Origin of the sequence: Streptomyces sp. NPDC097981 (assembly GCF_040302565.1) — a bacterium.
Classification (GTDB): domain Bacteria; phylum Actinomycetota; class Actinomycetes; order Streptomycetales; family Streptomycetaceae; genus Streptomyces.
This window is the reverse complement of sequence record NZ_JBEORW010000018.1, coordinates 33,821-56,108: the sequence shown is the minus strand read 5'-3', so window position 1 is coordinate 56,108 and position 22,288 is coordinate 33,821. Positions and strand designations below refer to the sequence as shown.

Below are 22,288 nucleotides of genomic sequence, written 5' to 3'. Positions count from 1 at the left end.
GGCCCCCGTCCCTTCCGGAAGGGGCGGGGGCCGCGGTGCCGTCGGTGCGGACCGGGATCAGGCGGGGGCCAGGCCCGGCGCCGCGGCCTGGCCGCCGGCGTCCTGCACGTCGTCGACGCCGTCGGCGTCCTCGTCGTCGAAGTCGTCGGCGTCCTCGTCGAAGACGGAGCTGACGTCGAACCGGTGCAGTACGTGCTGCGGATCGGTGTGCCCGAAGGGCGAGCCCAGCCACTCCCCCGGTTCCGCGACCTCCTCCGCGGCCGCGATCCAGAGCGTGGAATCCCCCTCCTCCAGGCCGAACTCCTTGTAGCGGGAGGCGATCTCGTCGGGCTCGTACTCCCCGAACAGCACGCCCAGCGCACCGGCGGTGCCGCCGTCGTGGACGAGCTCGGCCTCCCGGTCGTGCGCGGCGACCCGCTCGGCCTGGGCGATCAGCCTCGGCGGTTCGACGACGGCGTAGTCGCGGCGGATGAGCACGCTGAAGGCGGCGGGCTCGGCGGGCCCGGTGTACGGGACACCGTCCTCGGGCGTGGGGATCTCGAACGGGGTGACCTCGTCGTACCGGTCGTAGAGGAGTTCGTCGTACTCCTCGGCGGCGGCGGCGAGTTCGTTGAAGGCGGCGTAGACGGCCGGGTCCTCGTCCCCGATCCTGCTCTCGACCGCGGCGAGGTGACGGTCGAGTGCGGCCTTGACCGCCTCGGCGGCGGCGCGTACCTCGGCAACACTGGGCAGAGCGGCATCAGACATAGTGCAGACGCTATCCGTAGCAGGGCTCTGCCCGCACAATAGATTCGATGCCGGAATACGAATTTGTCGACGTGTACGTGCCCCGCGGAGTGCCCCGCAAGGAGGCGACCCGTCTGCTCACCGACCATGCCGAGTACGGGAACTGGGAACTCGACCGGCTCACCCTGCACCGGGACGGCAGCCGTCGGGTGCGGATGCGCCGGCGGATCATCCGTCAGGTCCGCGCGACCTGGTGACGCGGGCCCCGGGTCGGGGCCCGCGCCGTGAGGGCCCGTCAGGCCGTGTTGCGGGCGCGCCGGTAGAGCACGGCACCGGCCAGCAGGGTGCCGGCGGCGAGCGGGAGGCCCAAGCCGAGGACGTCTCCCGCGCCGGTGGCGGCGAGCCCCGCGTGCCGGGCGGGCGCGATCCCGGTCCCGGTCCCCGTGCCGGTTCCCTGGCCGGGGTGGGTGGCGGGGGTGACGCTGCCGGCGCCGGGGCCGGCGGGTCCGCCGGGGTGGCCGGGCGTACCCGGAGTGCCGGGCGTACCCGGGTTTCCGGGGTTCCCGGGCTGACCGGGGTTTCCGGGCGTGCCGGGAGTCCCGGGGTTGGCGGGCGTACCCGGAGTCCCGGGGGTACCCGGGTTGCCGGGCGTACCCGGGTTACCGGGCGTACCTGGGTTGCCGGGGGTACCCGGGTTACCGGGCGTACCTGGAGTACCGGGCGTACCCGGAGTACCGGGCGTACCCGGAGTACCGGGGTTGCCGGGGTTGCCGGGCTGGCCCGGCGTACCGGGGTGACCCGGCTCGTCCTCGTCGCACGGCTCGTCCGGCTCCTCGGGCTCGCCCTGGTGGCCGGGAGTGCCCGGGTACCCCGGGTGATCGGGCTGGTGCGGGGTGGCCGAGTGCTGGGAACAGTCGTTCCCGAAGGCCGGGTTGAGCAGCCCCACGATCGAGACGGTGTTGCCGCAGACGTTCACCGGAGCATCCACGGGCGCCTGGACGGTGTTTCCGGACAGCACGCCCGGAGAGTTCACGGCATGGCCGGACGCACCGGAGTCCGCGTGTGCGTAACCCCCACCCAGTGCGAGAACACCCCCCGCGGCCGCCAAGGTGATCAAGGCCTTCCTGGTGACGACTGCCTGTCGTCGCATCTGTAATCCCCCTGCTGTGTAAGAACAGCCGGGCCCTGAAGCCCGGCGGCCCCGGAGCGCTGGAATGCGCTCCGGGGCCCAAGACCTCAGAAGCGTCAGGCGTTGACGCAGGTGTTGCCGAAAGCCGGGTTCAGCAGGCCGACCACGCTGATCGTGTTGCCGCAGACGTTCACGGGAACGTGGACCGGGACCTGGATGACGTTGCCGGACAGCACACCGGGAGAGCCGATGGCCGCACCCTGGGCAGCCGCGTCGGCGTGGGCCAGGCCCGCACCCGCGAGAACCAGACCACCGGTGGCAGCCGCAGCGGCGACAACCTTCTTGAACATTGTTCCTCCTAGTTGGCAATGCGGTCCCAGCCGCGGACCGCACCACCTGTAACGAGGAGGGATCACCAGGGCTACGAGCGTATGAGCGCATTCACTCTTCTCAGTGGAAAGCGCACACCTTCTCGAATCTCAGCAGTTGTCGATGAATCGGTCGAGCACGCGCACGCCGAACTTCAGCCCATCCACCGGAACTCGCTCGTCCACTCCGTGGAACATCCCGGCGAAGTCCAGCTCCGGCGGCAGTTGGAGCGGGGCGAAGCCGAAGCAGCGGATGCCGAGGTCGTCGAAGGACTTGGCGTCCGTGCCGCCGGACAGCATGTACGGGACCGCGCGCGCGATCGGGTCCTCGGCCTTGAGCGCGCTCTGCATGGCGTCGACGAGCTTCCCGTCGAAGTCCGTTTCGAGGGCCTTGTCCCCGTGCACGTCCTCGCGCTTCACGCGCGGGCCGAGGATCCGGTCGAGGTCGGCGAAGAACTCGTCCTCGTAACCCGGCAGGAAGCGTCCGTCGACGTGTGCGGTGGCCTGGCCGGGGATGACGTTCACCTTGTAGCCGGCGCCGAGCATGGTCGGGGCGGCCGAGTTCCGCAGCGTCGCGCCGACCATCTTGGCGATGCCGCCGAGCTTGGCCAGGGTCGCGTCCATGTCGTCCGGGTCGAGTGGGGTGCCCAGTGCGTCCGAGAGCTCGTCCAGGAAGGACCGCACGGTCTTGGTGACCCTGACCGGCCACTGGTGGCGGCCGAGCCGGCCCACGGCCTCGCACAGCTCCGTGATGGCGTTGTCGTTGTTGGTCATCGAGCCGTGGCCCGCGGTGCCCTCCACCGTGAGCCGCATCCAGTGCATGCCCTTCTGGGCGGTCTCCACCAGGTACAGCCGCAGGTTCTCGTTGACGGTGAACGAGAAGCCGCCGACCTCGCCGATCGCCTCGGTGACCCCCTCGAAGAGCCCGGGGTGCTTGTCCACGAGGTGCCGGGCGCCGTACACGCCGCCCGCCTCCTCGTCCGCCAGGAAGGCCAGCACGATGTCCCGCGGGGGCTTGCGGCCGCTGCGCAGCCGGTCGCGTACGACGGCCAGCGTCATCGCGTCCATGTCCTTCATGTCGACGGCGCCGCGGCCCCACACGCAACCGTCGGCGATCTCGCCCGCGAAGGGGTCGTACGTCCAGTCGGCGGCGTTCGCCGGCACCACGTCCGTGTGCCCGTGGATCAGCAGCGCCGGCCGCGACGGGTCCTCCCCCTCGATGCGCGCGACGGTCGAGGCGCGCCCCTTGTGGGATTCGAAGATCTGCGGCTCCAGCCCGACCTCGGCGAGCTTCTCCGCGACCCACTCGGCGGCCTTGCGCTCGCCGGGGCCGGAGTGGTCCCCGTAGTTGCTGGTGTCGATCCGGATGAGGTCCCGGCAGAGGTCGACGACCTCGTCCTCGCCGGAGACGTTCCTGCCCGCGCTCGACTCGCTCACGCTGCTTCCTCCCACTGATCGGTACCGACTGCCTCCTTATCCTCGCGCTTCGAGCGGCTCTCCCCAAGGGTGATCCCCGGCCGCCGGGGGGGTGTGATCGAGGACCCCGGAATGTTTGGTAATGTTTTCCACGTCGGAACGGCCCGCGAGGGACGCGAGACAGACACCTTGTCCGGGTGGCGGAATGGCAGACGCGCTAGCTTGAGGTGCTAGTGCCCTTTATCGGGCGTGGGGGTTCAAGTCCCCCCTCGGACACAGAGCGAGAACCCCACTTCGGTGGGGTTCTCGGCGTTTTCGGGCCGGGGACGGGCGGAGCGGGCGCCGGGGCCTGGTGGGGATATTCTGAACGGGTGAACGAGAACCTTCCCCCCTGTCCGAAATGCTCCTGTGAGTACACCTACGAGATGAACGCCCTCGTGGTGTGCCCCGAATGCGGCCACGAGTGGGTGCCCGCCGAGAGCGGTGCGCAGGACGGCGAGGGCGCCGGGGAGCGCATCGTCAAGGACGCCGTCGGGAACGTGCTGGCCGACGGCGACACCGTGACCGTCGTCAAGGCGCTCAAGGTCAAGGGAAGCCCCTCGGGGATCAAGGCCGGCACCAAGGTGCGCAACATCCGGATCGTCGACGGCGTGGACGGCCACGACATCGACTGCCGGATCGAGGGCTTCGGGGCCATGCAGCTGAAGTCCAGCGTGGTCAAGAAGGCCTGACCGCCCGCCCACCGGCCCGGAGACGGGAAAGGACCCCGCCCTGTGGGCGGGGTCCTTCGCCGTTGTGGCCGGGGGCCGTGGGCCGTCAGCCGCGGGCGGCGATCTCCGCCACGCGGCGGCGGACCAGGAACCAGCCGCCGACCAGCGCGGCGCCGATGACGGGGACGCACAGGACCGTGGTCCGGCCGACGCCTCCGTCGCACCACATCAGGACGAGCACCGTGAGCAGGAACACCAGGGTGACGATCTGGGTGTACGGGGCCCAGGGCAGGCGGTAGGAGGGGCGCTCCACGAGGCCCTGCTCCGCCCGGCGCCAGAAGAACAGCGAGCAGATCATGACCATCGCCCAGGTGCCGAGGATGCCCAGCGAGGCGAAGTTCAGGACGAGCTCGAACGCGTCCTTGGGCATGAGGGCGTTCAGGCCGACGCCCGCGAGGCCGAAGGCGGCGGTGAACAGGACGCCGCCATAGGGGACCTTGCCCCGGTTCATGCGGGCGGTGAACTTCGGCGCGGAGCCGGACATGGCCATCGAGCGCAGGATGCGGCCGGTGGAGTAGAGGCCGGAGTTCAGGCTGGAGAGCGCCGCGGTCAGGACGACCAGGTTCATGATGCCGGCGGTGCCGGGGATGCCGAGCCTGTCGAAGACGGTGACGAAGGGGCTCTGGTCGGCGGAGTACTCGGTGTACGGCAGCAGCATCGCGAGCAGGACGACCGAGCCGACGTAGAAGAGGCCGACGCGCCACATGATCGAGTTGATCGCCTTCGGCATGATCTTCTCGGGGTTCTCGGTCTCGCCGGCGGCGACTCCGCAGAGCTCGACGGAGGCGTACGCGAAGACGACGCCCTGGACGACCAGGAGCATCGGCAGGACTCCGGAGGGGAAGATGCCGCCGTTGTCGGTGATGGTGGACAGGCCCGCGGTGTGGCCGCCGATGTCGTGGCTGGTGGCGACCAGGTAGATCGCGACGACCAGGAAGACCGCCAAGGCGGCGACCTTGACGAGGGAGAACCAGAACTCCATCTCGCCGAAGTACTTCACCGAGATCAGGTTCGCGGTGAGGACCACGGCGAGGGCGATCAGGGCCAGGACCCACTGCGGGACGCTGGTGAACAGGGACCAGAAGTGGGCATAGGTCGCGGCGGCGGTGATGTCGGCCACGGTGGTCGTGGACCAGTTCAGGAAGTACAGCCAGCCGGCCGTGTAGGCGCCCTTCTCCCCCATGAACTCGCGCGCGTAGGAGACGAACGCGCCGGAGGAGGGCCGGTAGAGCACGAGCTCGCCGAGGGCCCGGACGACGAAGAAGGCGAAGACGCCGCACACCGCGTACGCGATCGCGAGCGAGGGTCCGGCTCCGGCGAGCCGGCCGCCGGCGCCGAGGAACAGGCCGGTGCCTATCGCCCCGCCGATCGCGATCATGTTGATGTGGCGGGACTTGAGGTCCTTGCTGTAACCCTCGTCACCGGCGTCGACGTGGCGGGAGGACGCCGGGGCCGGGGCCTCGGTCAAGGTGCGGTCACTCATGTAGGGCTTCGCCTTCGTGGGTGGGACAGGCAGGTCCGGACCGCCGCGCAGGGGAGCCGGGTGGTGTCACCTGTGCGGTGGTGCGGTGGTTTTTGTCGCCCCAGGAGACCATGAGCCCCGGCCACCGCCAAAACCAGCCCTCCACACGCAGAACCCCCCGGCGACCATGGAAACAGGTGCCGGGGGGTTCGTACGAGCTCGAAAACCAGGCGGTTGGGCGTCAGTCGCGCGGGGCTGCCTCCGCGGCCTGGTCGAGGCGGAAGGCTTCGTTCCCGAGGCCGATGCGGGCGTGCACCTCGGGGCGGCGGCTGCGCAGGACGGCGCCGTACAGCAGCCCGCCCACGACGGTGGCGCCGATGATCCCGGGCAGGGCCCAGCCGAGCACGGAGCCCTTCTCGGCGGCGACGAGGACGCCGAAGTCCTTCACCGTGTACACGGCGATGCCGAGCAGGGCGATCCCCGCGGCGCCGGAGGCGACGAGCCGCCAGACCTGGGCGCGGGCGGTGCCGCGGCGGACGAAGAAGGCGATGACGGCGAAGGAGGCGGCGGCCATGAGCAGGGTCACGCCGAGTGCGCCGACGTTGCCCATCCAGGTGAACAGGTGCAGGACGGGTGCGGTGGGGTCGCCGGCCGGCTTGCCGTCGGTGAAGGCGAAGGCGAGGACGACGAGGGTGGCGATGACGGTCTGGAGCAGCGAGCCGGTGGCGGGGGCGCCGGTGCCCGCGGTGGTGCGGCCGAAGGCGGCCGGGAGCAGGCCTTCGCGGCCCATGGCGAAGGCGTAGCGGGCCACCACGTTGTGGAAGCTGAGCATGGCCGCGAACATGCCGGTCACGAAGAGGACGTGCAGGACGTCGGTGAAGGTGGTGCCGAGGCGGCCCTCGGTGAGCTGGAACAGCAGGCCGGGGCCGGCTTCGGCGGAGGTCTTGACGACCTCGGAGGGGCCGGTGGCGACGGTGAGGGCCCAGGCGCTGAACGCGAAGAAGAGGGCGACGAAGCCGACGGCGAGGAACATCACGCGGGAGACGACGATGTGGGGCTTGCTGGTCTCCTCGGCGTAGACCGGGGACTGCTCGAAGCCGACGAAGGCGGCGATGCAGAAGCACAGGGCCGTGCCGAGACCGGCGCCGCCGAGGGTCGCGGGGTTGAAGGCGTGCAGCGAGAGGCCTTCGGGGCCGGGGTCGCCGAGGGCGGCGATGTCGAAGGCGACGACGAGGGCGCACTCGACGAGGAGGAGCAGGCCGAGTACGCGGGCGTTGAGGTCGATCTTGAGCCAGCCGAGCGCACCGGTGACGGCGACGGCGGCCAGGGCCGGTATCCACCAGGCGACGTCGGTCTTCAGGTAGGTGGCGAAGAGGCCGGAGATCTCGAAGCCGAGGATGCCGTAGACGCCGACCTGCATGGCGCTGTACGCGACGAGCGCGACGAGCGAGGCGCCGGCACCGGCGGTGGGGCCGAGGCCGCGGGCGATGTACGCGTAGAAGGCGCCGGCGTTGTGGACGTGTCGGCTCATCTCGGCGTAGCCGATGCCGAAGAGCGCGAGCACGATGCCGAGGATCACGAACAGCAGCGGCTGGCCGACGACGCCCATGACACCGAAGGTGGTGGGCATCACTCCGGCGACCACCATCAGGGGGGCGCTGGCGGCGAGTACGGAGAGCAGCAGGCCGGCGGTGCCGAGGCGGTCGGCGCGCAGGGCGCGGTCCTGGCCCTTGTAGGTGCGGATCTCGGGCGCGGTGCTGAGCGTGGTGGGTCTGCCCGTCGCCATGGCGGGGTGTCCTTTCGGGGGAAGGTCGAGCGGAGCGGGGAGCGGTCGAGCGGGGAGCGGTCGAGCGGGATGCTGTGAGCGGCGGTGCTGTGGAGCGGCGGTGCGGTCGGGCGCGGCGTGTCAGGCCGTGCCGAGTGCGGCGCTGCGGGCGGCGAGGAAGGCCTTGCGGGGGTCGAGGTCCGGATAGGACCAGGGGGCGGGCGTGGCGTGGCTGCCGATGCGGTGGAAGAGTGCGGCGGCCTCGGCCGGGCGGCCCTCGCAGAGCTTGGCGTGGGCGAGGAAGTTGAGGTCGACCCTGTTGCGGGGGTGGTCCTCGCGTTCCCATTCGAGCCACCAGTCGAAGGCGGAGCGCAGCACCTGGCGGGCCCGGCGGTTCGACCAGTGGGCGGCGGCCCCGTCGGGCGTGCGGCCCCCGGTGGCGGCGAGCACCCGGTAGCGCTCGGCGTGCGCGATGACGGGGAGGACGGCGAGCGGGGAGTCGGCCGGGGATTCCTCGGCGGCCCAGGCGGCGAAGTCGTAGACCTCGTGCAGGGGGTCGTGGCCGGCGGCGGGGGTGTGCTCGGCCAGCATCGCGACCATCAGGTGGTGGGCGTGGTGGTGCTCGCGGTGGCGGGCCCGGACCTGGTCGAAGTGGCGGCTGAACTCCTCCTCGGTGCCGAAGGCGCGGGAGAGCATGAGCAGCCCCAGCCAGGGGGTGGGATCGGCGGGGAGCAGGGCGGCGGCCCGGCGGCAGGCCTCCTCGGCGGCCTCGGGCGTGCCCTTGCGGCGCAGGGCGGTGAAGACGGCGGCGCAGGCGAGGAGGGTGGCGGCGTCGGCGCTCTCGGGTTCGGCGAGCAGCCATTCGCGGGCCCAGGCGGTGGCGGCCGGGGTTTCGGCGAGCACGACGACGCGGTGGCCGCGGCGGTCCCAGTCGTCGCCGGTGCCGACGAGGAGCGAGCGGGCCTTGGCCCAGCGGCCCTGGGTGAACTGTGCGCGCACGTCGACCAGTTCGGTATCGCAGAGGGCCGGGTCGAAGAGCTGGGCGCCCCGCTTGCGGGCGCGGCCGAGGGGCGGCGGAGGCGGGGACATCCGCGGGATTCCCTCCAGAACACGGGCGCGGGCGGGCGGTTTGGCTGGATGATCACGCACAGCAAAGCGGTATGTACAGCTCCGCGTCAAGGTCCAGTCCAGTGCGTGGCGCGTTTCAACTGGTGTGGACATTCGGCCAGTTGGGGCGTTCCAAAAGGGATCGCGGCCACTGGGGGGCGATCCTAGGGTGGGCCCATGACGAGCTACGACGATCTCCCGCCCGCCCTGTTCGCCTTCCCCGGGCCGCTGCGCGACACCCTGGTCGCAGCGGTGCTGAGCGGCGCGAAGACCACGACGACGGGGTTGCTGACCGAGCACGAGGTCACGGGCGACCCCCTGCCGGTGGCGGGTGAACGGATGGCCGTCATGGACTCCGCGGAGCGTCCGGTGGCCGTCCTGGAGGTGACGGACGTACGGGTGCTGCCGCTTGCGGAGGTGGACCTCCGGCACGCCCTGGACGAGGGCGAGGGGTACGCGTCCGTGGCCGAATGGCGTTCTTCCCACGAGCGGTACTGGCACGGTCCGCAGATGCGGGAGCTGCTCGGCGACCCGGAGTTCACCGTGGCCGACGACACGCTGGTCGTCGCGGAACGCTTCCGGGTCGTCGAACGCCTGCCACTGCCCTGACCGGACCGGCGGCCGGTCCGGGTGGGGCCCCTGCCCTGGCGTCGGGGGCTCGCCCGGCGGCCGCGCCTCAGCCCACCGCCCCGGCCGCGGCGCGGCCCGCCGTGCGGCCGGAGAAGATGCAGCCGCCGAGGAAGGTGCCCTCCAGGGCGCGGTAGCCGTGGACCCCGCCACCGCCGAAGCCCGCCGCCTCGCCCGCCGCGTACAGGCCGGGCAGCGGGTCGCCGGACGCGGTCAGGACCCGGGACGACAGGTCGGTCTCCAGGCCGCCGAGGGACTTGCGGGTCAGGACGGAGAGCCGTACGGCGATCAGCGGGCCCGCCTTCGGGTTCAGGATGCGGTGCGGGGCGGCGGTGCGGATCAGCCTGTCGCCGAGGTACCTGCGGGCCCCGTGGATGGCCGTCACCTGGAGGTCCTTGGTGAACGGGTTGGCGATCTCCCGGTCGCGGGCCACGATCTCGCGGCGGACGGTCTCCTCGTCGAGCAGGTCCTCCTTGGTGACCGCGTTCATGCCGCGCACCAGCGAGGCGAGATCGCGTTCCACGACGAAGTCCGCGCCGTTGTCCATGAAGGCCTTCACCGGCCCCGGTACGGCCTGCCGCGCCCGGTCGATGACGTCGCGGATCGACTTGCCGGTCAGGTCCGGGTTCTGCTCGGAGCCCGAGAGGCCGAACTCCTTGCCGATGATCCGCTGGTTGAGCACGAACCAGGTGTGGTCGTGGCCGGTCTTCATGATGTGGTCGAGGGTGCCGAGGGTGTCGAACCCGGGGAAGAGCGGTACGGGCAGCCGCTTCCCGGTGGCGTCCAGCCAGAGCGAGGACGGGCCGGGCAGGATGCGGATGCCGTGCCCGGCCCAGATCGGGTTCCAGTTCTCGATGCCCTCGGTGTAGTGCCACATCCGGTCCTTGTTGATGTGGCTGGCTCCGGCCTCCTCCGCGATGCCCAGCATCAGGCCGTCGACGTGCGCGGGGACCCCGGAGAGCATCCGCTGCGGCGGCGTGCCGAGGCGGGCCGGCCACTGTCTGCGCACGAGGTCGTGGTTGCCGCCGATCCCGCCGCTGGTCACGATCACGGCCTGGGCCCGGAGGGAGAACTCCCCGACGGCCTCGCGCCCGCTCGCCGTGCCCCGTACGGCACCGGACGGCGCCAGGATCTCGCCGGTGACCGTGTCGAGCGTGCCGCCGGTGCGGGCGAGCCCGGTGACCCGGTGGCGGAACTTCGGCCGGACCAGGCCGCGGGCCGCCCCGGCCCGTACGCGGCGCTCGAAGGGGGCGACCAGGCCGGGCCCGGTACCCCAGGTGATGTGGAAGCGGGGGACGGAGTTCCCGGGGCCGCCCGCGTCGTAGCCGCCGCGTTCGGCCCAGCCGACCACGGGGAAGAAGCGGACGCCCTGGGCGTGCAGCCAGGGCCGTTTCTCACCGGCCGCGAAGTCGACGTAGGCCTCGGCCCAGCGGCGCGGCCAGGCGTCCTCCTCGCGGTCGAAGCCGGCGGTGCCCCGCCAGTCCTGGAGGGCGAGCTCGCGGCTGTCCTTGATCCGCATCCGCCGCTGTTCGGGCGAGTCCACGAAGAACAGCCCGCCGAAGGACCAGTGCGCCTGGCCGCCGATCGACTGCTCGGGCTCCTGGTCGAGCAGGATGACCTTGCGGCCCGCGTCGACGAGCTCGGCGGTGGCCGCGAGGCCCGCCAGCCCGGCGCCGATCACGATCACGTCTGCGTCGTACGTCATGGCGAACCCGTCCTCCGGTCGGTGGTGGGGCAGATCCTTGGCTACGGGGCGGTAACCAGTCAACAGCGGTGGTTGGATGAGCCGTGTGAGTGCTGCTGATGAAGTGCTGGACGTGGTGGACCGGGACGACCGGGTGACGGGGCAGGCGCCGCGGGGCGAGGTGTACGCGGGCGGGCTGCTCCACCGGTGTGTGTTCGTGCAGGCCAGGGACGCGCAGGGGCGGATCTTCGTGCACCGGCGGACGGCGTCGAAGCTGGTCTTCCCCTCGGCCTACGACATGTTCGTGGGCGGGGTGGTGGGCGCCGGCGAGAGCTACGCGCAGGCCGCGCTGCGGGAGGCCGGGGAGGAACTGGGCGTGGCGGGGCTGGCGCAGCCGGTGCCGCTGTTCAAGTTCCTGTACGAGGGGCCGGGCGGGGCCTGGTGGTCGTACGTGCACGAGGTGCGCTGCGACCTGCCCGTGCGGCCGCAGGAGTCGGAGGTGGCCTGGCACGCGTGGCTCTCCGAGGAGGAGCTGGCGGCGCGGGTCGCGGACGGGGAGTGGGAATGGGTGCCGGACGGGCTGGAGGCGTACCGGCGGCTGCGCGCGCACCGGGAGTCCCCCCAGTAGATTGATCAGGTGATCGACTTCGTCAAGGACGTGCGCCTCTGGTTCGCGCCGCAGCGGCTGAGAGACGAGGGCGAGACCCCCGACTACCGGTTCTCGCTGGCCAACGAGCGGACCTTCCTGGCCTGGATCCGGACCGCCCTCGCCCTGGTCGGCGGCGGTTTCGCGGTGGACCAGTTCCTGCCGGACCTGCGCTGGGGCGTGCGGGTGGGCATGGCCCTGGCCCTGCTGGCGGTGGGAGCGGCCTGTGCGCTGCGGGCGGTGAACCACTGGGTGCGGTGCGAACGGGCGATGCGGCGCGGCGAGGACCTGCCGCTGTCGCGGTTCCCGGTGGTGCTGAGCCTGGGGGTGGGGCTGGTCGCGGTGTCGATGGTGCTGGTGGTGCTGATGGGCTGGACGAACGGGCGGTGACGGCCTCCGGCACGACGGGCCGCGACGCGGGCCTCCAGCCCGAACGGACCCGGCTCGCATGGCGGCGTACGACGCTGGCGTGCTCGGTGACGGCGGTGCTGGCGCTGCGGCAGGCGCTGCGCGGGTCGGGCTCGCCGGTGGAGGTGGTCGGGGTGGCGGTCATCGCGCTGATCTGGCTGGCGTTCCTGGGGGTGGCGCACCGGCGGATGCGGCAGCTGGCGGCGGACCGGCCGCCGGGGCTCGCGCCGCGGTGGACGCTGGCGGCGGTGGCGTGCACGGTGGCGCTGTCGGTCTTCGCAGTGGCGCTCATCTTCTGAACGGCCGGTCGGATGATCCGGCTTGTTCGCGCCACTCGGGTATAACGGGCTATAAGGGATGTTCCGCACTAGCCTCGGCACATGACGACCACGCACCAGGAACACCTCACGCACGAGCACGCCCACGGACCCGGCTGCGGCCACACCGAGGTGGACCACGGCGACCACCTCGACTACGCGCACGACGGCCATCTGCACCGCGAGCACTCCGGGCACTGGGACGAATGCGAGCCGTCGGGGCACACCGCACACGCGGACCACGACCACGACCACGGACCGGCCTGCGGGCACGAGGCGGTCCCGCACGGCGACCACGTGGACTACGTGCACGACGGGCACCGGCACGCCGCACACGACGGGCACTACGACGACCACTGACGGACCGGCCGCGGACCGCCGGCCGGGCTCGCCGGCCGGGCTCGCCCGCCGGCCCCCCGCCCTCCCCCGGCGCCGCCGCGGCTGGCAGGATGCTGACCGCTTGTCAGAGCGAACCGGGGAGAGCACGCATGACCGCTGAAGAGCCGTACCTCGTCCAGCCCGCGGCCGGGGTGTACGCCTACGTCCAGCCGGACGGCGGCTGGTGCCTCAACAACGCCGGGTTCGTGAGCGACGGCGGCCAGACCCTGCTCATCGACACCGCCGCCACCGAGCGGCGGGCCCTGGCGCTGCGCGACGCGGTCGTGGCGGCCGGGGTGCCGCTGCCGCGCACGGTCGTCAACACCCACCACCACGGCGACCACACCTACGGCAACGCCGTCTTCGCCCCCGAGGCGCTGATCCTCGGGCACGACAACGCGCGCACCGAGCAGATCGCCGCCGGGCACCAGCTGGAGATGATCTGGCCGGCGACCGACTTCGGCGCGATAGAGATCACCGCGCCGGACCTCACGTACAGCGACCGGATGACCTTCCACCTCGGCGAGACGGAGGTCCGGGTCATCCACCCGGGCGTCGCGCACACCACCGGGGACTCGATCGTGTTCCTGCCGCGCCGGCGGGTCGTCTTCACCGGCGACCTGGTCTTTGCCGGGGGCACGCCGTTCCTGGCGATGGGCTCGCTCGCCGGTTCGCTGCGGGCGCTGGAGCTGCTGCGCTCGCTGGACGCGGAGACCGTCGTGCCGGGACACGGTCCGCTGACCGACCCGTCGGCCTACGAGTCCACCGGGCGCTACCTGCGGTACGTGGCCGAGCTCGCCCGGGAGGGCCGGGCGAAGGGGCTGACCCCCCTGGAGGTGGCGCGCGGGGCCGATCTAGGCGAGTTCGCGGCCTGGCGGGAGAGCGAGCGGCTGGTGGCGAACCTGCACCGGGCGTACGCGGAGCTGGCCGGCGAGCCGGAAGGGGCGCCGCTGAACATACTGGCCGTGCTCCAGGACATGACCGTGATGAACGGCGGGACGCCGATCCTCTGCCACGCGTGAGCCGGGCGCGCGGGCCGGAGGATTCCCCTCCGGCCCGCATTCCGCGTCCTCGCGCACTGGACGACATACCGACTGGTCGGCATGATGTCTCTCGTCCGTTCTCGTCTTCGTCAACTCCGTACGGAGGTGCGCACCATGACCTCAGCGTCAGCGTCCGCTTCGGCCGCCCCCCGGGGCCTTGATCTGGAGCGGCTGCGCGGTCATCTCGACCGGGTCCGGCCGGGGCTCGTGGCCGGGGCGCTGCGCGGCCGGCTGATCGAGGGCGGCCGGTCGAACCTCACGTACGAGATCACCGACGGGACCGCCCGCTGGGTGGTGCGCCGGCCGCCGCTGGGCCACGTCCTGGCCACGGCGCACGACATGCGGCGCGAGCACCGGGTGATCCGGGCACTGCACGGAACGGCCGTGCCGGTGCCCGAACCGGTGCTGCTGTGCGAGGACGAGTCGGTCCTCGGGGCGCCGTTCTACGTCATGGAGTACGTGGACGGGGTGCCGTACCGGACGGCCGGCCAGCTCGCCGCGATCGGACCCGAGCGCACCCGGCGCGCGGTCCTGGGCCTGGTGGACACCCTGGTCGATCTGCACGCGGTGGATCCGCAGGCCGTGGGCCTGGGGGACTTCGGCCGGCCCGAGGGCTTCCTCGACCGGCAGCTGCGCCGCTGGGGCAAGCAGCTCGCGGCCTCCCGGGGGCGCGAGCTCGCGGGCATCGACGAGCTGCACGGCGCGCTCGGGCGCGCCCTGCCCGACTCCCCCGCCCCGACCGTGGTACACGGTGACTTCCGGCTTGACAACGTGCTGATCGGCGGCCCCGACGACACGATCCGGGCGGTCCTGGACTGGGAGATGTCCACGCTCGGCGATCCGCTGACCGACCTCGGGCTGCTGGTGATGTACAGCTCGGACCTGGGGCTGACCGATTCCCCGGTCAGCACGACGAGCGGTGCGCCCGGCCATCCGGCGCCGGCCGAACTGATCGAGCGGTACGCCGCCCGCTCCGGCCGGGACACCGGTGCGATCGCCTGGTACACCGCGTTCGCCTGGTTCAAGCTCGCGGTGATCCTCGAAGGCATCCACTACCGCTACACGCTCGGGCAGACGGTGGGCGCGGGCTTCGACCGGATCGGCGAACTGGTCCCGGTCTTCATCGAGCACGGTCTGACCACCCTCCAGGAAGGCTGAGGCACACCCATGGATTTCGCATTCGACGCCCGGACCGAGGAACTCCGCGAACGGCTGCTCGCGTTCATGGAGGAGTACGTCCACCCGGCGGAGCCCGTCGCCGCCGAGCAGCGCGCGCGGCTGGCCTCGCCCTGGGACACCCCGGCCGTCTTCGGTGAGCTGAAGGCCGAAGCACGCCGCCAGGGCCTGTGGAACCTCTTCCTCCCGGATGCCGAGCACGGCGCCGGGCTGACCAACCTCCAGTACGCCCCGCTCGCCGAGATCACCGGCCGCAGCCCGCACCTGGCGCCGATGGCGACCAACTGCGCGGCACCGGACACCGGGAACATGGAGCTGCTCGCGCAGTTCGGCGACGAGGAGCAGAAGAAGCAGTGGCTCCAGCCGCTGCTGGCGGGCGAGATCCGGTCCGCGTTCGCGATGACGGAGCCGGACGTGGCCTCCTCGGACGCGACGAACATCGAGACCCGCATCGAGCGTTCGGCGAGCGGGGACGAGTACGTGATCACCGGCCGCAAGTGGTTCATCTCCGGGGCCATGAACCCGGACTGCAAGATCTTCATCGTCATGGGCAAGACCGACCCGGAAGGCGCCGATCCGCGCCGCCAGCAGTCGATGATCCTGGTCCCGCGCGACACCCCGGGCGTCGAGGTCCGCCGGGCGATGACCGTGTACGGGTACGAGGACCACGACCACGGCGGCCACGCCGAGGTGGTCTTCGACGGGGCCCGCGTCCCCGCCGCGAACCTGATCGGCGAGGAGGGCACCGGCTTCGCGATAGCCCAGGCACGGCTCGGCCCGGGCCGGATCCACCACTGCATGCGGCTGATCGGCATGGCGGAGCGGGCGATCGAGCTGATGTGCCGGCGTGCGGTGGGCCGTACGGCCTTCGGCAAGGAGCTGGCCGCGCAGGGGGTCGTGCAGAACTGGATCGCGGACGCCCGGGTCACGGTGGAGCAGCTGCGCCTGCTCGTGCTGAAGACGGCCTGGCTGATGGACACGGTCGGCAACCGGGGTGCGCACACCGAGATCCAGGCCATCAAGATCGCGACCCCGCGGGCCGTGGTGCGGATCCTCGACGACGCGGTGCAGCTGCACGGCGCGGGCGGGGTGAGCCAGGACTTCCCGCTGGCGGAGCTGTGGGCGGCGGCGCGGACGCTGCGGCTGGCGGACGGACCGGACGAGGTGCACCAGCGCTCGCTGGCCCACCGGGAGCTGAAGAAGTACGCGGGCCGCACGTGAACATGTGGGAATCGTGCAGGAGTTCGGGTGAACATGCGTGCATGGTGAACGTGATGCGGGGGGCCTTTCAAGAAACCTTGTTGAACAACCCCGAACCGCCGGTACGTTCTTGATTTGCGCCTGTCAATCGGAACAGGGTTCTCCAGAAGCTTTGACGCCCCACACGTCAACACGAGGAGAACCCCCCAGATGGCAACTCACAAGCGCTCGCGCGGTTTACGGTACGCAGCAGTGGCCACGGGAGCCGCCACCGCGGCCGCCGCGGCCCTGTACGCCTCCCCCTTCGCGGGGGCGGCGGCACCGGCCGAGGGCACCGTCTACGGCCTCGGCGCGCCCGGCGCGATCAGCGGGAGTTACGTCGTCATACTCGACGCGTCCGCGAACAAGGAACAGCTCGCCCGCAAGTACGGGGGCGAGATCAAGCGCACCTACGGCTCCGGGGTCAACGGTTTCTCGGCCTCCGGCCTGAGCGAGACCCAGGCCAAGCGCCTCGCCGCGGACCCGGCCGTCGGCAAAGTCGTGCAGAACAAGAAGTTCACGATCAACGCCACGCAGGACAACCCGCCCTCATGGGGCCTGGACCGGATCGACCAGACCGCGAAGGCGGGGGACAAGAAGTACAACTACCCCGACAGCGCCGGCGAGGGGGTGACGGCGTACGTCATCGACACCGGCATACGCACGACCCACAAGGACTTCGGCGGCCGCGCCACGTCCGGCTTCGACGCGGTGGACAACGACAACAGCGCCGACGACGGCAACGGGCACGGCACGCACGTCGCCGGCACCATCGCGGGGACCGCGCACGGCGTGGCCAAGAAGGCGAAGCTGGTCGCGGTGCGGGTCCTGGACGACAACGGCTCCGGCACCACCGAGCAGGTCGTCGCCGGGATCGACTGGGTCGCGCAGCACCACTCGGGGCCCTCGGTGGCCAACATGAGCCTGGGCGGCGGCGCGGACGAGGCGCTCGACGAGGCGGTGCGCCGGGCGATCGCCTCCGGTGTCACCTTCGCCGTCGCGGCGGGCAACGACGCGGGCGACGCCGGGAAGGGCTCCCCCGGCCGGGTCCCCGAGGCGATCACCGTGGCGTCGAGCACCATCGACGACGCGCAGTCCCCGTTCTCCAACTTCGGCTCCGTGGTGGACCTGTACGCGCCGGGCTCGGACATCACGTCCGACTGGAACGACAGCGACTCCGGGACCAAGACCATCTCGGGCACGTCCATGGCCACCCCGCACGTTGCGGGCGCCGCGGCCGTCTACCTGGCCGGGCACCCGTCCGCGACGCCGGCGCAGGCGGCCTCGGCGCTGACGTCGGCGGCCACCTCGGGGGCGGTGACCAACCCGTCGGCGGGCACGCCGAACAAGCTGCTGAAGGTCACCCCGTAGCCCCTGCCCCGTAGCGGGTGGCCCGTCGGGCCCGGGAGCGGGCTACGGCCGCAGCGCGCGCAGCAGCAGGTCGGCGAGGTGATCGGCGACCTGCTGCGGCGTGAGCGGGCCGTCCGCCCGGTACCAGGTGGACAGGTGGTGGACGGAGCCGAAGTGGTAGTCCACCACCAGGTCCGCGGGGGTGGCGGTGGAGAACACCCCGGTGCGCTGGCCTTCCTCGACCAGCGCCCGGAAACGCTCGTGGTAGCGCCTGCGCTCGGCCCGTACCTGCTTGAACTTCTCCGGGCTGAGCTGGTGCATCGACCGGAAGAAGATCGCCGCGTCGTCGAGGTTCTCGATGGTGGTGACCACGACGTCGGCGGCCGCGGCGCGCAGCCGCTCCTCGACCGGGGCGTCGGAATCGGCCACCGCGTCGAGGCGCTGCTGCTGGAGGCGCAGCATCCGCGCGTACACCTCGTGCAGCAGGTCGTCCTTGGACCCGAAGTAGTGGTAGAGCGCGCCCTTGGTGACCCCGGCCGCCTCGACGATCTCCTGTACGGAGGTGCGGTCGTAGCCGCGCTCGGCGAACAGCCGGGTGGCGACGGCCAGCAGCCGCTGCGGCACCGGGGCTTCGTGCGTGCCTTCGGGCTCCGTGGTCCTGGCAGCCATGGCGCTGACCTTCCCTTCCTGTTCCCTTGTCGGTATGACCAGCTGTGCGGCCGGCTGTACGACCGTACGGCTGTTTTCAGCCGCGGTCGCGCAGTTCCCGTCGCAGGATCTTGCCACTCGTCGTCTTCGGCAGGACAGGCAGGATCTCCACTTCGCGCGGGTATTTGTAGGCGGCGATGCGGGCGGCGCAATACGCGGACAGCTCCTGCGGTTCGGCCGTGGTGCCGGGGCGGAGGCTGACGTACGCCTTCACGCTCTCGCCCCGGTACGGGTCCGGGATGCCGACCACGGCCGCCTCGCGTACGGCGGGGTGGGTGTAGAGGACGTCCTCGACCTCGCGCGGCCAGACCTTGAACCCGGAGGCGTTGATCATGTCCTTCTTGCGGTCGACGACGTAGAGCCAGCCGTCCGCGTCCATGAACCCGACGTCACCCGTGCGCAGTTCGCCGTCCGGGAAGGCCTTGGCGGTGTCCTCGGGCAGCCCCCAGTAGCCGGGGACGACCTGGGGCCCGCGGACGGCTATCTCGCCGGTCTCGCCGAAGGGCACCTCGCCGCCGTGCTCGTCCAGGATCCGTACGAGGGTGTCGGCGCCGGGCAGGCCCACGGAGAGGGTGCCGGAGGCGGGGTCCACGGGGGCTTCGAGGTGCACGGGCACCGAGGCGCAGGGGGCGGTGCACTCGGTGAGGCCGTAACCGTTGCGCAGGTAGAAGCCGAAGGCGGCGCGGAGGCGTTCGACGAGGGCGGGCGGGAGCGGGGCACCGCCGGAGGAGATCACCCGGAACGAGGCGAAGTGGTCCGGGGTGGCGTCGGGGTGGGCGGCCAGGGCCATGAAGGCCGTCGCGGGGCCGACGGTGTAGGCGGGGCGGTGTTCGAGGAAGGCGTCGAGGACGACGCCCGCGTCGAACCGGTGGGCGAGGACGAGGGTGCCGGCGTTGGCGAAGCAGGCGCCGAGCTCGCAGACCATGCCGGTGATGTGGAAGAGGGGCGCGAGGGCGAAATACGTGGCGCCCTCGGGGAGCGGGTGTCCGGTGACCTGCCGTACGGCGTTGTGGGTGAGCGCGCCGTGCGGGTTCATGGCCCCCTTGGGGGTGCCGCTGGTACCGGAGGTGTAGCTGATGAGCGCGGTGTCGGCGGCGGTGAGACCGGGGTCCGGCGGGGCGGGGCGGCCCCGGCGGGCCACGGCGGTCAGGTCGGCCGGGGCCGGTCCGGCTGCGCCCGCCGGCGCCGGATCGGCACCCGGCACGGCGGGGCCCGGCTCGGCCGGGGCGAAGAAGCGCGGGTCGTTCCGGGTCTGGAAGTCGCGTTCCGAGGCGGTCAGGACGACCCGTACGGCCGTGCCGCGGACGGCCTCGGCCAGGTACGCCGACCACGCGCGGCCGTCGCAGACCAGCGCGGCGGCCCCGGAGTCGCGCAGGATGTGCCCCACTTCACCGGATTTGTACATGGGGTTGAGCGGGACGACCACCGCCCCCGCCTTCCAGGCGGCCAGCACGGCCAGCACGAAGTGCGGGGTGTTCTGGAGCATGACGGCGACCCGGTCCCCGCGGCCGATGCCGTGCGCGGCGAGGTGGCCGGCGACGGAGTCGGAGAGCGCGTCGGTCTCCGCGTAGCCGATGCGGCCGTCGAAATAGGCCAGCGCGGTGCGCTCGGGGGCCCGGGCCACGGCGGCGCGGAAGGCGTGCAGCAGGCTGGGCGGCGGGGAGACGGGGGCGCGCTGGGCCGGGCTGAGCAGTCCGAGCCACGGCTTGGCGGCGTAGCGGGAGGGCCGGCTCACCTGGTCTCCCATTTCTGCTGGAGGTGGTTCATGCCGGCGAGCCAGCGGTCCGGTTCGGTGGCGCGGGCGGCGTAGAAGTCCGCGACCTCGGGGTGCGGGAGGATCAAGAACCGGCCCTTCTCCATGCCCTCGAACAGTGCGTCCGCAACCGCTTCCGGCTCGATCGCGGTCGGCGCGAGGACGAGTTCGCCCGCCGAGCCCGCGGCCGTCAGCATGTCGGTGCGCACCCCCTGCGGGCAGATGGCGTGGACCTGTACGCCGCGGTGGCGGTAGGTCAGCGAGAGCCACTCCGCGAAGGCGAGCGCACCGTGCTTGGTGACACTGTACGGCGCCGCCCCGATCATGGTCAGCAGCCCGGCGGCCGACACCGTGGACACGAAGCGCCCGCTGCCGCGTTCCAGCCAGTCGGGCAGCAGCAGCCGGGCTGCGCGGACGTGCGCCATGACATTGGTGTCCCAGGCCGCCTCCCACACGGCCTCGTCGGCGAACGCGTCGCCGCCCGAGGCGAGTCCCGCGTTCGCGCAGTAGACGTCCACCCGGCCGCCGAGGGCCTCTCGGGCCTCCTTCACGACGGCCGAGGCGTCACCCGGGACCGGGATCGCCCGGTCGCCGATCGCGCCCGCGACGGCGGCGGCCTTGGCGGCGTCGAGGTCGTTGACCACCACGGTGGCCCCCTCGGCGGCGAAGCGGTGGGCGAGGGCGGCGCCGATGCCGCCGCCCGCGCCGGTGACGACGACTCGCTGGTCCTGGTACGCGCTCACGGGATCACCTTTCATGGCCGGATGCCGGGCAGACTAACCGGTCGGTATGTCGGGGGGGAAGAGGGCCGGCCCCTAGCGTGGCCGGATGACGCTGTCACGACGGGGGTTGCTGGGACTGGCGGGGACGGCGGTGGCCCTGGGGGGCCTCGGGGCGGTGGGCGCGGCGCCCGGCCGGGGACCGGACCCGTCGGTGGAACCGGCGGCACACCCGGCGGCGGGCCCTGCGGCGGACCCGGCTCCGCCGGCCGCAGGCCGCGTGCGCACCGGCTTCGAGCAGCTCGCCGCGGACGGCTACGGGGTGCTCGCCGGCCGGCGGGTCGGGGTGGTCACCAACCCCACCGGGATCACCGCCGACGCCCGCCACCTGGTCGACGTACTGCACGCGGACGCCCGGGTGGACCTGGTGGCGGTGTTCGGACCGGAGCACGGGTTCCGCGGGACGGCGCAGGCGGGCGGTTCCGAGGCGGCCGGGCGCGATCCGGCGACCGGGCTGCCGGTGTACGACACGTACGACAAGAGCGGGCAGAAACTCGCGGACGTGTTCACGGCGGCCGGGATCGACACCCTCGTCTTCGACATCCAGGACGTCGGAGTGCGCTTCTACACCTACATCTGGACCCTTTACGACTGCATGCGCGCGGCCGCGCTGGCCGGCAAGGCGGTGGTCGTACTGGACCGGCCGAACCCGGTGGGCGGCAGGCGGGCCGCCGGGCCCGTGCTGGAGCGCGCGTACGCGAGCGGTGTGGGCCGGGAGCCGATCGCGCTCGCGCACGGGATGACGGTGGCCGAGCTGGCCCTGCTGTTCAACCGGGAGTTCCTGGGCGCGCAACCGGTCGCGCTGACCACCGTGCGGATGTCCGGGTGGCGGCGGGACTCCTTCTTCGGGGCGACCGGGCTGCCCTGGGTGCCGCCGAGCCCGAACATGCCGACGCCGGACACGGCCCTCGCGTACGCCGGCACCTGCCTGTTCGAGGGCACCAACCTGTCCGAGGGGCGCGGGACGACGACGCCCTTCGAGGTGCTCGGCGCGGAGGGCGTGGGCCGGCGGTGGGCGGAGGCGGCCCAGGCCCTGGGGCTGCCCGGGGTCTGGTTCCGGGAGGCCTATTTCACGCCGACCTTCTCCAAGTACGCCGGGAAGGTGTGCGGCGGGGTCCGGCTGATCGTGCACGACCGGGAGACCTTCGATCCGGTCCGGGCCGGGATCGGGCTGCTGGTGACCGCGAAGCGGACGTGGAGCGGCTTCGCGTGGCGCAGCGACCACTGGATCGACCAGCTGACCGGCTCGGACCGGGTCCGGCGGATGGTGGACGCGGGGGCCGGGGTCGAGGAGGTCGCGGCCGACTGGGCGGCGGGGCTGGAGCGGTTCGAGGCGGTGCGGGGGCGGTACCTGCTCTACCCGTGAATCCGGGGGCGTCGCGGGTCTGGCCGGGCGGGGGCCGCAGCAGGATGCTGGACGGCACCGGAGAGGCCGCG

At 72.2% G+C, this 22,288-nt stretch carries 23 protein-coding genes and 1 tRNA gene; 13 read left to right on the top strand and 11 right to left on the bottom strand.

Translation table 11 applies throughout. From position 1 onward, the window contains the following. Positions 1 to 57: 57 nt before the first annotated feature. A complete protein-coding gene (locus tag ABTY04_RS19015) occupies positions 58 to 747 on the bottom strand; it encodes a hypothetical protein (protein WP_352214493.1) in 690 nt (229 codons plus the stop codon). Between the two features lie 47 nt (positions 748 to 794). Here ABTY04_RS19015 and ABTY04_RS19010 point away from each other — a divergent pair, with 47 nt between their 5' ends. Further along, positions 795 to 983, top strand: coding sequence for a DUF5703 family protein (locus ABTY04_RS19010; RefSeq protein WP_352214492.1), 189 nt, complete (start codon positions 795 to 797; stop codon positions 981 to 983). A gap of 38 nt (positions 984 to 1,021) precedes the next feature. Here the strand turns inward: ABTY04_RS19010 and ABTY04_RS19005 are convergent, their stop codons facing one another. The 3 genes from ABTY04_RS19005 to ABTY04_RS18995 form a co-directional block, all read right to left on the bottom strand. Next, a complete protein-coding gene (locus tag ABTY04_RS19005; protein WP_352214491.1) occupies positions 1,022 to 1,876 on the bottom strand; it encodes a chaplin in 855 nt (284 codons plus the stop codon). A 95-nt stretch (positions 1,877 to 1,971) separates the two neighbouring features. Further along, on the bottom strand, positions 1,972 to 2,205 hold the full coding sequence (chpH, locus tag ABTY04_RS19000; RefSeq protein ID WP_352214490.1) for a chaplin ChpH: 234 nt from the start codon (positions 2,203 to 2,205) through the stop codon (positions 1,972 to 1,974). 129 nt (positions 2,206 to 2,334) lie between these two features. Further along, positions 2,335 to 3,660 (bottom strand): M20/M25/M40 family metallo-hydrolase, encoded by a 1,326-nt coding sequence (locus ABTY04_RS18995; RefSeq protein ID WP_352214489.1) that lies wholly within the window; start codon positions 3,658 to 3,660, stop codon positions 2,335 to 2,337. 170 nt (positions 3,661 to 3,830) lie between these two features. Between ABTY04_RS18995 and ABTY04_RS18990 the strand changes: the two genes are divergently transcribed. Further along, positions 3,831 to 3,915: transfer RNA gene (locus tag ABTY04_RS18990), tRNA-Leu, on the top strand. A 95-nt stretch (positions 3,916 to 4,010) separates the two neighbouring features. Beyond that, positions 4,011 to 4,370 carry a zinc ribbon domain-containing protein YjdM gene (locus tag ABTY04_RS18985; protein ID WP_352214488.1) on the top strand — a complete coding sequence of 120 codons (360 nt, stop codon included), beginning with the start codon at positions 4,011 to 4,013 and terminating at the stop codon, positions 4,368 to 4,370. 85 nt (positions 4,371 to 4,455) lie between these two features. Here ABTY04_RS18985 and ABTY04_RS18980 read toward each other — a convergent pair whose 3' ends face one another. From ABTY04_RS18980 to ABTY04_RS18970, 3 genes are all read right to left on the bottom strand, one after another. Further along, on the bottom strand, positions 4,456 to 5,892 hold the full coding sequence (locus tag ABTY04_RS18980; protein WP_352214487.1) for an amino acid permease: 1,437 nt from the start codon (positions 5,890 to 5,892) through the stop codon (positions 4,456 to 4,458). A gap of 220 nt (positions 5,893 to 6,112) precedes the next feature. Next, entirely contained in the window at positions 6,113 to 7,657 is a 1,545-nt protein-coding gene (locus ABTY04_RS18975; RefSeq protein ID WP_352214486.1) for an APC family permease, read from the bottom strand. A 120-nt stretch (positions 7,658 to 7,777) separates the two neighbouring features. Next, complete coding sequence (locus tag ABTY04_RS18970) at positions 7,778 to 8,725, bottom strand: hypothetical protein (RefSeq protein WP_352214485.1); 948 nt, start codon at positions 8,723 to 8,725, stop codon at positions 7,778 to 7,780. A gap of 195 nt (positions 8,726 to 8,920) precedes the next feature. Here ABTY04_RS18970 and ABTY04_RS18965 point away from each other — a divergent pair, with 195 nt between their 5' ends. Continuing rightward, positions 8,921 to 9,352, top strand: coding sequence for an ASCH domain-containing protein (locus tag ABTY04_RS18965; RefSeq protein WP_352214484.1), 432 nt, complete (start codon positions 8,921 to 8,923; stop codon positions 9,350 to 9,352). A gap of 67 nt (positions 9,353 to 9,419) precedes the next feature. Here ABTY04_RS18965 and ABTY04_RS18960 read toward each other — a convergent pair whose 3' ends face one another. Beyond that, positions 9,420 to 11,075, bottom strand: a complete 1,656-nt coding sequence (locus ABTY04_RS18960; RefSeq protein ID WP_352214483.1) for an FAD-binding dehydrogenase — start codon at positions 11,073 to 11,075, stop codon at positions 9,420 to 9,422. An 85-nt stretch (positions 11,076 to 11,160) separates the two neighbouring features. On the opposite strand from ABTY04_RS18960, the gene ABTY04_RS18955 reads away from it, so the two are divergent. The 8 genes from ABTY04_RS18955 (at position 11,161) to ABTY04_RS18920 (ending at position 17,632) form a co-directional block, all read left to right on the top strand. Beyond that, positions 11,161 to 11,682 carry an NUDIX hydrolase gene (locus ABTY04_RS18955; RefSeq protein ID WP_502996669.1) on the top strand — a complete coding sequence of 174 codons (522 nt, stop codon included), beginning with the start codon at positions 11,161 to 11,163 and terminating at the stop codon, positions 11,680 to 11,682. 9 nt (positions 11,683 to 11,691) lie between these two features. Then, positions 11,692 to 12,090, top strand: coding sequence for a YidH family protein (locus ABTY04_RS18950; protein ID WP_352214481.1), 399 nt, complete (start codon positions 11,692 to 11,694; stop codon positions 12,088 to 12,090). Next, positions 12,087 to 12,407 (top strand): DUF202 domain-containing protein, encoded by a 321-nt coding sequence (locus ABTY04_RS18945; protein ID WP_352214480.1) that lies wholly within the window; start codon positions 12,087 to 12,089, stop codon positions 12,405 to 12,407. The genes ABTY04_RS18950 and ABTY04_RS18945 overlap by 4 nt, the downstream gene beginning before the upstream one ends. Before the next feature lie 81 nt (positions 12,408 to 12,488). Then, positions 12,489 to 12,785: a hypothetical protein gene (locus ABTY04_RS18940; RefSeq protein WP_352214479.1), complete on the top strand. Its 297-nt coding sequence runs from the start codon at positions 12,489 to 12,491 to the stop codon at positions 12,783 to 12,785. Between the two features lie 128 nt (positions 12,786 to 12,913). After that, positions 12,914 to 13,825, top strand: coding sequence for an MBL fold metallo-hydrolase (locus ABTY04_RS18935; protein WP_352214478.1), 912 nt, complete (start codon positions 12,914 to 12,916; stop codon positions 13,823 to 13,825). Positions 13,826 to 13,960: 135 nt separating this feature from the next. Next, positions 13,961 to 15,004 carry a phosphotransferase family protein gene (locus ABTY04_RS18930; RefSeq protein WP_352214477.1) on the top strand — a complete coding sequence of 348 codons (1,044 nt, stop codon included), beginning with the start codon at positions 13,961 to 13,963 and terminating at the stop codon, positions 15,002 to 15,004. A 9-nt stretch (positions 15,005 to 15,013) separates the two neighbouring features. Further along, positions 15,014 to 16,243 carry an acyl-CoA dehydrogenase family protein gene (locus tag ABTY04_RS18925; RefSeq protein WP_352214476.1) on the top strand — a complete coding sequence of 410 codons (1,230 nt, stop codon included), beginning with the start codon at positions 15,014 to 15,016 and terminating at the stop codon, positions 16,241 to 16,243. Positions 16,244 to 16,432: 189 nt separating this feature from the next. Continuing rightward, the gene (locus tag ABTY04_RS18920; protein ID WP_352214475.1) at positions 16,433 to 17,632 is read left to right on the top strand and encodes a S8 family peptidase; all 1,200 of its coding nucleotides are present in this window, start codon (positions 16,433 to 16,435) and stop codon (positions 17,630 to 17,632) included. Between the two features lie 42 nt (positions 17,633 to 17,674). Here ABTY04_RS18920 and ABTY04_RS18915 read toward each other — a convergent pair whose 3' ends face one another. The 3 genes from ABTY04_RS18915 to ABTY04_RS18905 all read right to left on the bottom strand — a co-directional run bounded on the left by ABTY04_RS18915 (position 17,675) and on the right by ABTY04_RS18905 (position 20,830). Beyond that, on the bottom strand, positions 17,675 to 18,280 hold the full coding sequence (locus tag ABTY04_RS18915) for a TetR/AcrR family transcriptional regulator (protein ID WP_352214474.1): 606 nt from the start codon (positions 18,278 to 18,280) through the stop codon (positions 17,675 to 17,677). A gap of 76 nt (positions 18,281 to 18,356) precedes the next feature. After that, positions 18,357 to 20,066 carry a class I adenylate-forming enzyme family protein gene (locus tag ABTY04_RS18910; RefSeq protein ID WP_502996668.1) on the bottom strand — a complete coding sequence of 570 codons (1,710 nt, stop codon included), beginning with the start codon at positions 20,064 to 20,066 and terminating at the stop codon, positions 18,357 to 18,359. Next, positions 20,051 to 20,830 (bottom strand): SDR family oxidoreductase, encoded by a 780-nt coding sequence (locus tag ABTY04_RS18905; RefSeq protein WP_352214472.1) that lies wholly within the window; start codon positions 20,828 to 20,830, stop codon positions 20,051 to 20,053. The genes ABTY04_RS18910 and ABTY04_RS18905 overlap by 16 nt, the downstream gene beginning before the upstream one ends. 70 nt (positions 20,831 to 20,900) lie before the next feature. On the opposite strand from ABTY04_RS18905, the gene ABTY04_RS18900 reads away from it, so the two are divergent. After that, positions 20,901 to 22,217, top strand: a complete 1,317-nt coding sequence (locus tag ABTY04_RS18900; RefSeq protein ID WP_352214471.1) for an exo-beta-N-acetylmuramidase NamZ family protein — start codon at positions 20,901 to 20,903, stop codon at positions 22,215 to 22,217. Positions 22,218 to 22,288 lie beyond the last annotated feature (71 nt).